General features: G+C 39.9%; 7 protein-coding genes. 1 reads left to right on the forward strand and 6 read right to left on the reverse strand.

Annotation, left to right across the window (positions count from 1 at the left end):
- Positions 1 to 47 precede the first annotated feature (47 nt).
- The 6 genes from JL001_RS18700 to JL001_RS18725 all read right to left on the reverse strand — a co-directional run bounded on the left by JL001_RS18700 (position 48) and on the right by JL001_RS18725 (position 11,794).
- Entirely contained in the window at positions 48 to 1,139 is a 1,092-nt protein-coding gene (locus JL001_RS18700; RefSeq protein WP_200978954.1) for a hypothetical protein, read from the reverse strand.
- Positions 1,136 to 2,935: an FAD-dependent oxidoreductase gene (locus JL001_RS18705; protein WP_200978956.1), complete on the reverse strand. Its 1,800-nt coding sequence runs from the start codon at positions 2,933 to 2,935 to the stop codon at positions 1,136 to 1,138. Before JL001_RS18705 ends, JL001_RS18700 begins: the two co-directional genes overlap by 4 nt.
- Positions 2,936 to 5,449, reverse strand: coding sequence for a hypothetical protein (locus tag JL001_RS18710; RefSeq protein ID WP_370567413.1), 2,514 nt, complete (start codon positions 5,447 to 5,449; stop codon positions 2,936 to 2,938).
- A gap of 26 nt (positions 5,450 to 5,475) precedes the next feature.
- The gene (locus tag JL001_RS18715; protein ID WP_200978958.1) at positions 5,476 to 6,876 is read right to left on the reverse strand and encodes a sulfatase-like hydrolase/transferase; all 1,401 of its coding nucleotides are present in this window, start codon (positions 6,874 to 6,876) and stop codon (positions 5,476 to 5,478) included.
- A gap of 70 nt (positions 6,877 to 6,946) precedes the next feature.
- Positions 6,947 to 8,650 carry a RagB/SusD family nutrient uptake outer membrane protein gene (locus JL001_RS18720; protein WP_200978960.1) on the reverse strand — a complete coding sequence of 568 codons (1,704 nt, stop codon included), beginning with the start codon at positions 8,648 to 8,650 and terminating at the stop codon, positions 6,947 to 6,949.
- A gap of 12 nt (positions 8,651 to 8,662) precedes the next feature.
- Entirely contained in the window at positions 8,663 to 11,794 is a 3,132-nt protein-coding gene (locus JL001_RS18725; RefSeq protein WP_236252897.1) for a TonB-dependent receptor, read from the reverse strand.
- Between the two features lie 474 nt (positions 11,795 to 12,268).
- On the opposite strand from JL001_RS18725, the gene JL001_RS18730 reads away from it, so the two are divergent.
- A complete protein-coding gene (locus tag JL001_RS18730) occupies positions 12,269 to 13,498 on the forward strand; it encodes a hypothetical protein (RefSeq protein WP_200978962.1) in 1,230 nt (409 codons plus the stop codon).

A 13,498-nucleotide genomic window follows, 5' to 3' on the forward strand; every position in this document is an offset into this window, starting at 1 on the left:
GGTTAATATATTTACTTGCTTCTTGAACTTTTAAAAATTGGAAAAAATCAATCCATAATTCCGGATTCTTTAATGACATAATCATATCTAAAATTTCCGCTTGCTGCTTTGCTTAGGTTTTCTATCAAAATTTGGTTTGGATAACCAATCGACGAAACCAGAAGCAGAAAATCTTTAAGTTGGTTTTTGGACATTACGGTAAGGTACTTAGAAAGCTCTTCCAAACTTTTTATACTTATTTGTTTTCTTTCTTTCAATATTGTTAAAAAATATGAACGGGTATTAATATCCAAGACATCAAAAAGTTGGCAAATATTTAATTGATAGTCAGCATTTAGTTCAATTAGCTCAGCAGACTTCCTTAAAACCTTTTTCCTCAGAAGTGGACTTCCCGTTTCTATCAAATCAATTAGTAGCCACTGGTATTGAACCAAATCAGTATCAGAAATTTCATCAATAGCGAAAATCCTGTAATTGTCCTTGTCGGACTGTAAGAATTTTTCAGCTATCTCAGAGTTGAAACGTGTTCTGGTTTTCGCTTTCAATGTATTTTCAATTTCTCCACTATGTGCAATATGCCAAAGGGTGTAAGAAGTATACAAAGCACCATCCACTACTTCCTCCTTGATCTCCAAAGCTGTGGCACCTGTGGTTCCATCTATTACATCCGAAGCCAATAGCACTTTCTTGTCAATAAGTTCATCTTTTCGCTTGAACTTTAAGATGGTACCTTCATTAAGCAGTAACTCATGTAGTTTTGTATAATCTGATGTTTTAAAAGGCTCATGGTCAAACTTGGTAAGTGGATGGCCAGAGATCGTGTCATACCCGACATATTCCCCAGCCAAATCCCAAAACATCTTTATGTGCAATACTTCACAAATCTCATCTTCACAAACTGTTGTTAAGAATGAAGAAACATAGCATTTCGGCTCATTTTCTACACTCAACAAATCAATTTGAATAGGTTCTATATAGTTTTCATCCTCTATCAAAGCCACATGCTCAGAGGAAAATTCGTAAGAATGATCTAGTTTCAATTCCAAAAACAAGGGGTAGACAAACTCCTTTTGCCCAAAACCCAAGATTGCTAAAGGAACAAGTACCAAAATAAATATGGTCCATTTTTTTGGGCTCACTTTTGTTGCTCAATAAGCGTTAAATATTCTTCCAGAAATTTTTCATAAACTTCCCGTGGACTGCAATCATTTCTTTCGCATATGACTGCCGCTAAACCAACAGCTGCTCCCATTTGACCAGTGGTTCTCATCACCCTTGGTCCTCCGAGCCCTATATGTGAACAACTAAAATTTCTTCCAGCCATAAATAAGTTACTTATATTTTTGGAGTAGAGTGTTCGATAAGGAATAAAATACATCGGGGTTCTATAAAAGATCGCCTCCGAAAGAAAATCTGGTTTGGAAGCATTTTTGAGGTTCTGCTGATAATGCACATCTACTTCCCTCTCTTCCATCACCACCGCATCAGGAAATTTTCTTTGTTCCGTCACATCATTGAAAGTGAAAATATAATCCCCAACCAACCTTCTGGACTCTCTTTTACCAACCAAATAGGAGATCCACTCAAATTTCAACTTCTCCATTCCAGGAAGTTGCTTTTGATTATAAAATGAACCATAAATTGCTTTGAGCATATGATCTCTGATTTCTTCGGCATCATCGATTTGATGGTAATCCAAACGTGAAAGCTCCCATTTCCAGGTTCCGGCTTTAGCTTCATGACCATCAGCAACTTCTTCTGCCCATGGAATATCAGGAAAATCCATTGCTTGCTCTGATTCATAGGTTCTCCATAAAACCGAAGATCCCATTACAAAGCCATCAGGCTCCTCTGGAGACCACAACTCTCCCCATTCTTCATAAGCCTCTCCATACTGATCAACTGACTCTCTGCCATATGAAAACTCAGCTCCTGCCCAATAACCAATCCAACCGTCGCCTGTAGAATCCACGAACCTAGGAGCTATAAACCGAATTCTTTTTCCTTCAGAAGTGTGTCTCGCATCCACCGCTACAATTTTATTTGCTTCAGTAATGGCATCATATGCCCTCCAATTCAAATAAAGGGATATATTCATGTAGCTCTCTACATTTCGATGTCGCTTCTCCTCATCCATAAATGCTTCTGGGGAACCATTGGGATAATGTTCTGTGTCCAGCATTTTCAGAATACGTTCAAAATGGCCATAGATGCCTAATGTGTGAACCCTTATTTCACTGCTGGCATTACCACCCAAAACAGGTCGATCATGGATTAAGGCTACTTCCAGCCCTTGCTCTGCGGCTGCAATGGCGGCTGCACAACCTGCTATTCCACCTCCAACAATTACCAAATCATACTTTTCTTCTACCGAAGGTGAACCTGTTTCACTTTTTACGGTTTTCCTCCAAGCAGCTAATTGTTCTCCTGATTGAGGAGGTGCCTTGTCTTGGTCAATACTAAGATAAATCGCATCACACCTTCCATTAAAGCCTGTCAGGTCTTTTAAGGCTAATTGGACATTTTTACTTTTCAACTCTATCTCTCCGACATATTCCCATCCCCAACCTGATTCAGTTCCCAATTCGGAATCCATCAACTGGCCATTGACTTCGAGTTGAAATTTACCAGGAGCCTCCCAATTACCCGGAGCCCAGTTTTTAGTTCTTACCCAAAAGTGGTAATTCCCTTTTTTGTTGATTTTAAAAGAAGTTTCTGCATCGGCAACTGGTTCTCCCATTCCATGCGCCATGAGGTAGGGAGAACCCATTTGTTCCACAAATTGCGGGTCAACCACCCATCCTCCTAAATCATCAAAACTCTCTGCTTCAATCAAAAAACCATTGGTTTGACCATGGCCGGTAGAAACCATCAACCAGAAGAGCAAAACTGAAGCAATCACCCATTTCATATTATAAGACTTTATACTTTTCATTTATTTATACTCCAACCAAGTAGTGGCTTTACAAGCTTTATCGGTACTAAACCTGATCCACCTTGCTTGAAAGTTTTCAGGAAAAGTATAAGCCAATTCTTCCCCAGGCTTCACTTCAAAAGTTTTGTATTCCATCCATGGCCCATGTCCGATAGGTTCTACTTCCACTGTAAAAGTTACAGGGTCATTGAAATCATGGGATAAGACTAACGACTTTTGGTCATAAAACCCAATCAAATAAGGATCTGAAATTTCATCAGCACTGACCTGAGTCTCCTTCCACGGTCCCCCATGTCCTACTGGCTTGCCCAATTCCCATAAATCATCAATAACACCGGCCCATACTGCTGCTTTCCCATCCCGTGACACTATGATATGGTCTGAATTTCTTTCGTCAGGATCAATTCCTGTCATCACCAATAATCCTCGGTAAGAAGCATAATCATAAATGGCCAAATTATGGGATGAAATTGGCCTAACTTTGGCGAAGCCATCAGCATTCTCAGCAGGAAGCTCGTAAAATGTCCCATGCAAGTTCATCAAATCTCTTTCTGTTGCTACTTCGCGTGCGATACGTTGAACCCCATTATCAATAAGCTCATCAAATTTGGAATCACCCAAAGGGAATCTCCAACGCCTTCCCAAATCATCAATTACCAAAACTGAACTCTCTTCCACACTCACCACATTTTCAGGAATCGCAAATTTATTTTCAATAAAATCAGCAGTTTTTGGATCATCTGTTTTCACCAAATTCATATTCCCATCCAGTTCATAGTAGCTGGTTTTATCAAATTTCCCTTCTTGGATATTGCCAGCCAGAACGCCCAAACTTCTCCTATTATCTCCCAATCCATAAAGAAGCCCAGCTTGGTAAGACTCCTCCTTACCTGAAACAATCCCTTCAAATATTCCTGTGGAAGATCTTTCGAACCGCGTGTCATCTGTATAAGTAAAATAAACTGTACCCACAGTGTTCCTGTCTGTAATTACTCTGATCCATTCTCCTTTTTCTTCTTTTTCGAATGGCACTTCAATGGCACTTTGGGCAGGCACTTCTATTTCTTTCATATCCACCCAATCACCTTTTCCATTGAGGTCTACCTGGAAGGTGAAAGTGGTAGAATTCGTCCCATTGTTGTCCAACCAAGCCATTCTTTGGTTCCAACCTGCAAACAAAAATGGATCTGAGGCCACTCCTCCTTCTATTGACTCGTTAATATAAATAGCTCCTTCTGCGGTATTGGGACCCAGTTCATCAGGTTTTTCCAAGGAGGTAAACCAAAGGTTTGAGTTGGATTGTCCCGGCCCTTCTATTCCTCCTTTTACTTTCCTCTTGTTTAAAAATTCTTTTTGTGCTGAATCGTCACAACCAAAAACCAGTTGGTCATTCCATCTTGTATAATCACCAATCACCTTCAAATATGCTGACTTTGGCCTTATCCCCTTGGTGTTTTGCATACTAAATGAACCAGGAAAATCCCAAAACAAACCATGCATGGTCATCAGGTAATCGGGCTTCTCCGCTGTGCCTATGTCCCTAATTCTTGGCCATTCTGTATTCCAGCCATGTGCTCCATCATATGAATGGGATGCTTTTGGAAGTCTAAAAAACTGCCAGCCTTCTTGATGGTCCCTTACGCCTAATAACACAGACCTGTGATCCCAGCCTGTTGCCCAGATAGGATCCGTTGCAGGATTAGGGTTGCCATAAATGCCACCTGGTCCGGTAATTTCAACAAATTGATTTCTTCTAACTACTTTCCAATCCTTTCCATCCCATTCCGCTAATGCACCTGCTTTAATATCAAACTTTGTTTTGGCTTCAGGTACATCCTCTCCATTATTGGAAAAGACCATCACTCCTTGACCGGAGTAAAGCCCTTTTCCATGCGCACCAGGCAATAAAGGACTGAACTGAGGTTGTTCTCCCCTTTTTCGAACAGCATTCCCATCTACATACAGCTCATTAACAGCAAGGCTTTTGACATCCACCTCATAGAATCCCTCCTCCATGGTTCCATAATAAATCTTACCTTCAGGATCCGTCAGGTGTCGGGCATTCCCTGTATGTCTTCCTGGCATCTTATCGTATGAAATCACCCTTGTATTTCCTTCAGAATCGATGGCATAAGGGCCTATAAAAAGTTGCTCACTTTCAGTATGAATCATCCTGTTTGCCGGTGTACCACCAATACTTTCCTTATGAATAATTTGTTCCAAATCAGGTGTAACCTCATACAATTTATCCGATGACCCATAGGGCATATGCGGCCCATATGTAATTACCCAAAGTCCTCCAGCCCATGGCACCACTGCTCCGGTCCCACATTCCCCTTCCTCATTATAGTAGGCCAAGTGCGGGTAAACTCCACTGATTTGCCTGAATTCTTCTCGCTGACCTGTATTGGCCGGATTACACCCAAAGCTTAGCACAATCAAGACTATGATTGATAGTGCCAAAAAAACTAATTTTCTCAACCCCTGGCTCCTCAGCTTCTGGAATAGCTGCATTGTTTTCATGTTCTTAATTTTAATCATTATTTCTTTAGAATTTCTTGTTGATGAAGTCGAATCGTTTCTTTGAAATTGTCGACTATGTCTTGACACTTAATGTCATTAGCCAAATTTTCCTGTTCTTTGATGTCCTTTTTATTGTCATATAGTTCAATGAAATCCACTTGGCTCAACGAACTGTCTGAATAAGTTTGGATATACCTGAACCTTCCGTCAAATACGGTCAAATTAGGAGCTGCACCTCCATAAATCCCCAAACCCTCATAGACAAATTCATTTCTCCAAGGCACTTTTTCCTGGCTTAGAAGCGGCTTGATACTATTACCATGCATCTCTTCAGGGATTCTTCCTCCCGCTAAGTCCAATATGGTAGGAGCCACATCTATGTTTAGTACCAACTCCTCCCTTTTAAAAGCAGTAATATCTGGACCATGGATAAAAAAAGGAATACTTGTAGAAGGCCGATAAGGCAGGACTTTACTGGTAAATCCATGTTCTCCCAACATCCATCCATTGTCACTCATGAAGATAATATAGGTATTGTGCATCAAACCTAATTTCTCCGTTTTTTCGATCAACCTTCCCAAGGCTGCATCCATTTCAGTGATCACTGCATAATACTGCTTGGTGTGTTTTTGAATAGCCTCAGCATCAGGATAACCATAATCTTTTGCTTTGGTGTAATTCCTGACCTGCTTCAAATAAGGAGGCTTTGATGATAAGTCCTCCTTCCTTGTGGCAGTCACTGGCAGATCTTTGTTATCATACAGGCTTAACGTTGATAACTGTGCATTCCAAACGAGGTTTCCATCCATATGGGGCAGCTGGGTACAATGAAATAGAAAAAAAGGCTGGTCATTTTCCACGGTTTTTTCGAGGAACCTCATGGACCAATCTACACAATACTCATCGCAATGTTGAGCGGGTCTGGAAATATGACCTTCTTCATAAATCGCTCTTCTGTAGTATGCTCCATTTCCTTTAAAGTATACGGATTGATCAAAACCCAATTCATTTGGACTTTGAGGAAGGTGCCATTTCCCTGAAAATGCAGTAAGGTATCCTGCTTCTTGTAAATATTGCGCCAAACTCTTTTCGTGTTCACCAAGCCTGCTATCTAACTTTAACACCCCATTTGCACTTCCATAACGTCCTGTGAGAATAGCGGCCCTGCTCGGACTGCAGAGGGAAAACACTACATTTGCTTGGGTAAACACCAAAGACGCTTTTGCTAATTTGTCCAAGCTTGGAGTAATGATAAAATCATTTCCATTTGCTCCCAAAGCATCCATTCTCTGGTCATCCGTAAGGATCACAATGAAGTTCGGCGAGCTTACCTGGCCCATTGTTACATCAATAGGCCAGCAAGTCAATACCAACATTGGAAAAAGGTACAATATTTTTGAAAGGGTCTTATTAATCATTTTAAGATCCGTTTATAATCGAAATTCAGTTGGTAAAAGCTGCGGGAAATCCCGCAGCGCTTTTTTAAATTTAGTAATTCGGGTTTTGAGTTAAATTTTCATTGGTAATGACCTCTTCAGCAGGAATGGGCCATAAATATTGCTTGTTGGCATCAAAAGTTCTATCAGCCAAAAGTTTTATCAAACCTTTATTAAAAACAGGTGCCAACATTGGAATCCCGTCTTCATCGATTTCAGGAGTTTCAGGAAAAAACCATAAGCCAGGCTGCACCACTTTTTCCCTAAGTTCATTGGGATCTAGCATTCCATAGATATCATTGTTCAGTACCTTTTCTGCTATGCCCCATCGAATGATATCCATGTACCGGAGACCTTCCCAGGCAAACTCCATTCTTCTTTCAGTCCGAACTATCTTTCTAAGATATGACTGATCTGATCCCGATAGAGATGGATACTCCAATATATTGGCCATATCTACTCCATAAGCCCTTGCCCTCACTTGATTCATTGCATCCAATACTGTTTGATCGATTTGATTGAGTTCAATGCTTGCTTCTGCATATGTAAGCAATACTTCTGCATACCTCATCAAAATAATGTCTGGATCGGTATTCAGGTCGTCAGACCAATCTTGGGTTACTCCCTTTCTCCACACCAATCCATTATATGAGGCAAACTGGGTATTGGTTCTGCTATCATTGTTTTTTATGTAACGGGCATTCTTAAAATCATAAACTTCTATTGAATCAGGATGAGGCTGGTACATGTAACCTAAATGCTCTGTTTGAAAAGGCACAATGGTTTCCTTTAGCCTTGGATCTCTATTTTCAAATGGATTTCTTGGGTCAAAGAGTGGAGATTCATCGACCGGAAGCCCATCTGAACATAAATAAGAGAAGAGCAAATCCCAACTAGGATTATAAGCTGACCACCCTCCAGAATTACGTGTAATTGTAGCTTGTACCGGATAACTAGATCCTAACTGAGAACCTAGCTCCACACTTCTGGGAAGTGAAAAAATAGTTTCATTGGAGTTTTTTATCTCTGGTCTAAAATATTCTCCATAATCATCATGCAATTGGTAAATACCCAAATCCATACAGGCTTTAGCTGCATCTCTAGCAATGTTCCAATCTTCCATATAAAGTGCTATTCTAGACTTAAAAGCCATGGCTGCGCCTCTGGTGGCTCTTCTTAACTCCCCAGCACCATATGATTCAGGAAGGTGCTCGATCGCAAAATCAAAGTCCTGATAGACCTGTTCCAATACAGTGGCCTGTTCTGTTCGAACGGTAGTAAATGATTCCTCTAATCCGGGAACTTCCGTATAGAGGATTACATCCCCATAATGGCTCAATAAAATGGAGTACATCACTGCCCTCACAAATCTAGCTTCTGCTGTGTATTGGTTCAGTTTCACCTCTGGAATAACTTCAGCAGCATTACCCATGTTGCTCAAGATGGTATTGGCCCTGGTAATTCCTTTATATGAATTGGTCCACAGTGACTTGGAAGTAGACCATTCACTATTGATTGTTCCGTTGGTAATAGGAGTCAACGCTTCCCTGCTGGTCCAGTCATCCGTCCATGAGTCATCATCCTGGTGCCACAAATAAGAACGGTAGAGGTCATTAAGAGACATATTCACCTCTTCCTCATTGTTGAACCAATTTTCGCTTGACCCTTCTGAAAGGGGATTTAAATCCAAATCTGCGCAGCTAAATGAAAGCAATGCCACGCCCATTAAAGTCAATGATTTTATATTTAATTTCATAATATACAGGTTTTAGAAAGTCACAGATAAGCCTAACAAATACGTGGTGGTGATGTAATCTCCCAATGCAGATTCTGGATCCCATCCATCAGGAAATTTGTCAATGGAGAAAAGGTCTGATGCCGAACCATACACTCTTAGCCTATTGATCTTGATCTTTTCCGTAAAAGTTTTAGGTAAACTGTACCCTAAGGTTACATTTTTCAACCTGAAATAAGACCCGTTGAACATCCAGAAATTGGACATTGCATAATTGTTGGATAGGTTATTTCTGCTTAATCGTGGATATTTGGCTGATAAGTTTTCCGCATCAGAGTTATATAGACTCCAATAACTTTCTTCATATATGGCAGGAATATTCCCCCAATTTTCTGGCAAGGGCTCCACCATCCTTTGAAGAACTCTTGAGTTTTGTTTACCAATGCCTTGAAAAGCGGCTGAAAAGTCTATCCCCTTATAATCCATCTTGATGATCCCCCCATACAAGTACCGCGGCAAGGAACCACCCAAAGGTACCCGATCATATTCCGGTGAAATATTTCCGTCAGGGACACCATTGGGACCACTGATGTCCCTGTATTTCACATCTCCAGGTTTGGTGGATGAACTGATTGTAGCCGAATTGTCCACCTCTTCTTGGGTTTGAAAAAGACCATCAGATTGATAACCATACCACTCATTGAATTCGCTTCCTTCTATCTTGATTTGATCGCCTAAAAATTCAGTCCCTGATAGGTTGCCCATAACAGATTTTGAATCGGAAAGGTTAGCAGACACAGAATAACTGAATTCTCCTTTGGTATCCCTCCAGCCTAGCTCTAATTCCCAGCCTTTTGTATTCATATCACCTGCATTTTGCTGAGGGCTCTCAAATCCCGTATTTAAGGGGATATACAATTCCAAAAGCATGTCATTGGTGGTTTTCTGATAAACATCCACCGCAGCAGTCAAGCGGTCTTGCAAAAAACCTAGGTCCAAACCAATGTTGTAGGACTTGGTTGTTTCCCAACTGATATCTTGCAAAGCATAGTCTACCTGGGCAGCTGTGGTGGCTGATACGATACTGTTTCCTTCATAAAAAAGTGCATTGGAAAAACTCAAGGTAGATTGGTAAGGGTAATTTCCTATTCTTTCATTCCCCAAGGAGCCATAAGAAGCCCTAAGCTTCATAAAAGAGAGTGCTGCGCTGTTTTTCAGGAAATCTTCTTGAGAAATCACCCATCCCAAAGATACCGAGGGGAAAGTCCCCCATCTGTAATCTTCATGAAAACGGGATGAACCATCTGTCCTGACATTTGCTTGAATCAAATACTTATTGTCATAGTTATACATCAACCTTCCAAAATAAGATCTGTATGCATTTTCTGTGGCACTACCACTATTGCCCCGATAATCCAATGGCCCTATGTTCAAATAAGGAAAAGAGGACAACTCATATTGTAGTCGTGAAGCGCCTAAATTTTCTGCAAAAGCATAAAAGTTTTCATATCCCACGACAGCATTGAAATTATTGAGTCCAAAAGATTTACTGTAGTTAATCAAAAACTGAGAGGTGACTTGATAATTATCATTTCTGGACTCATTCAGGTCAGTAGAGGCATGATTTTCTATATATCCTCCAAATACAGTGGGGTCGTCATATTGGTACCAAGCTATCTGCTTTAAGAAGTTTTTTGCCTTGTCAAAGCCAAATTGGGGAGCTATCACCCCTGAGATCTTCAACCCTTCCATAGGTGTAATATGCAAAGCTGCCCGACCACCCAATAGGTGATAATTAGCGTCATTAAACCCTCCTTCATGCAATTGTGCATAGACGTTGGCTCCCTGCTTTCCCTCAGCAATTCTTCCATCACTCCATAGTGCAGCGTAAATTGGGGCAGAAATCCTTGCTCTTCCTATTGGGTTAAGTGTAGGTTGATCTGCAACGGTCCTTTTATAATTAAGATCAACATTAGCGGATATGAATTGATTGATCGTCAGATCATTGTTTATTCTTGCCGTCATACGCTCATAAGTCCGATGATCGTAAATGGCATCTATTTTATCATAACCAAATGATATGTTGGTTTTAATATTCGTCATTCCAGCGGAAATCTGAAGATCATGAGATTGTCTTGGTGCGCTGGCATTAAAAATCAAGTCTGTCCAATCCGTAATGGGATACAAGTCAGGGTTGTCAGCATTGAGTTGATAGTAGTTCTCAACCATTTCCTGTGAATACGTTGGATACTCATTATCTCCGTTACCGCTATCATTCCACCTTAACTCATTGGCCATTTCCAAGTAACGTTGAGCACTTACAAAGCCTGGCAACTTAGTAGGCTTATCTATTCCAAATTCGTAATTATAAGTTAATTGGCTTGAGCCTTCCTTCGCTCTCTTGGTCGTAATTAGAATTACTCCTGCAGCTGCTCTTGAGCCATAAATAGAGGCAGAAGCTGCATCTTTAAGTACTGAAATGCTCTCCACATCATTAGGGTTTACATCATTGATATTTCTGATAGGCACACCATCCATAATGATCAAGGGCTCATTGTCGCCAATGGTGGTTATCCCTCTCACCCTGATAGTACTGGTCGCTCCTGGTCCGCTGTTGTTTCTGGTGACCATCACTCCTGATACCGCACCTTGCAGTGCTTGACTGATTTGAGTCGTCTGCCGACTGGCAATATCTTTTCCCTCAACAACTCCTACGGAGCCTGTTAGGTCCTTTTTCTTTACTTCCCCATAACCGACCACAACCATTTCTTCCAGATCAGTGAGCTCTGTATCCAAAACCACATCAATTATAGTTTTATTTCCGACTTCTACTTCCTGCTTGGAATACCCAATTGAAGAAAATACAAGCACCGCATTGTCCTCAACGATAAGTTGATACTTGCCATCCATATCAGTTACCGCACCATTGCCAGTGCCTTTTTCCAGAACTGTCGCTCCAATTATTGGATCCCCAATAGCATCCTTGACAATTCCAGTAACCTCCACCTTTCTCAAAAGGCTTTCATCATTATACTTAATGGACCTCTTTAGGTCACCTCCATAAGTATTCGTGTTCATTAAACATAGCAATGAAAAGATCAGGATCATCGCAAACATCATCCATTTTGATACTTCCCAGCGAACATAGGTAAAGTTTAAATTCATAATTTTTTGGGTTTAATTGTTGATTAATTAGACAGTGATTATTAATGATGCACTTTAGTAAATCGGTCAAATACACCTCAGAATAAAATTTGGAGACTAACACTAAACATAAATTATAATCACGCCTAAAAACTTTTTCCATCATCAATTTTAAATCATAAAAAATAAACTTGTAAGCTGTAAACAATTCAAAACGAATTCAATATTATGAACAACTTAAATAACTATAAATCAAATACTTAAAAAGTAACAAAATTTAATATGAACAAGGCTTTAATTTAATTTAGATATTGAGTAACTTAATATAAACCTACAAGAGGAAGCTTCTTTAAGAAATTTGGAAATAACATATTATGCCAAATCTAAACTTCTAATATTTACTGCTTTCTATTTTTGAATTGAAAGCATTTTATATAGTTTTATTGATTCAAATTTTAAAGACAATCACTTAAGTAGCGGCCTTCAAGTACATCAATGAGCAGACGGGACAAACACCTGGAAATAATAAAAAAAGCCGTTGTCGATAAGTTTAATTGCGGTAAGCCAAAAAATTGGCAAAACAAGGATTTTGAAGAGCTTAGTTTCAAAATAAAAGTTGAAACTAAAATTCTTATCAGCAAGTCTACCCTCAAGAGAATTTTTGGAAAGAACAAAACTGGTGAATCCTATTATCCACAACCAGCTACTTTGGAAGCCTTACAAATATTTGGCGGCATAAAAGACCCTGAAGCTGTTCTCCAAAATCAAAAACAAAAGTTTCAAAAGTCGGCTATTTGGAGTTTGCTGGCCTTAGTCTCCTTGTCATTTTCCTTATTGCTTTTGGCCAGTGGACCTGAAGATGATAAACAAACACTTTTCACCGAGCTCAAATTAGAACGAATAGAAGGCAGTAGCCCCTCAACAGTATTTTTCAGTTATGATATCCCAGTGACTGAGGACTCTTTGTTTTTGCATCTCGGAAACGGAATTGATCCTTTTTACCTCACTCCTCATCGAAAAAAAACATCTCTTTATTTAAGATTCCCAGGGGTATTTCATCCTTACATTGCAAAAAGAGACAAAGAGATACTCTCCGCTTCAGAACGCGTTTTTGTACCCTCCAAAGGTTGGCAAGCTTTAGGCTATTATTATCTACAGCCCTATTCGATGCGTTACTACCCCATACCTATGAGCTATAATTCTCCAAACTATGCCTTCCATATCGATGGTAAAGATCTTAATAGGTTGGGTATGGACACTAGTAAAATTGTTGTTTTGAGATTGGATAATTTCCAAAAAACAAGTAGTGATGGAGACACTTTCATCTTAAAGACCAAAATAAAAAGCAGTGAGTTTTGGCCTGCCATTCGATGTAATTCAATCTATATAAGTGTGGTAGGTGAATATTCTAAAATCCTATTTAAAACCACCAATGAAGGGTGTAGTGCACACAGTGAATACCGCATCAGCGAAAAGGCAGGATATGGAACGGATGAGCTTATCAAGTTCTGCTTGGATACCAGGGAATGGCATGAGGTGGTCATTAAAAACACCAATAAACATGTGGAAGTCTACCTTAATGATGAGTTGGCTTTCGAGGATGACTATCTAGAGAGTCTAGGGAATATTCATGGAGTAAGTCTAGTATACCATGGCAGTGGTTATGCAGAATACTTAACGTTGGAAGATCAACAAGACAACACTATTTTTTCCATCCAAAAATAG

This window comes from Echinicola sp. 20G (genome assembly GCF_015533855.1).
Classification (GTDB): domain Bacteria; phylum Bacteroidota; class Bacteroidia; order Cytophagales; family Cyclobacteriaceae; genus Echinicola.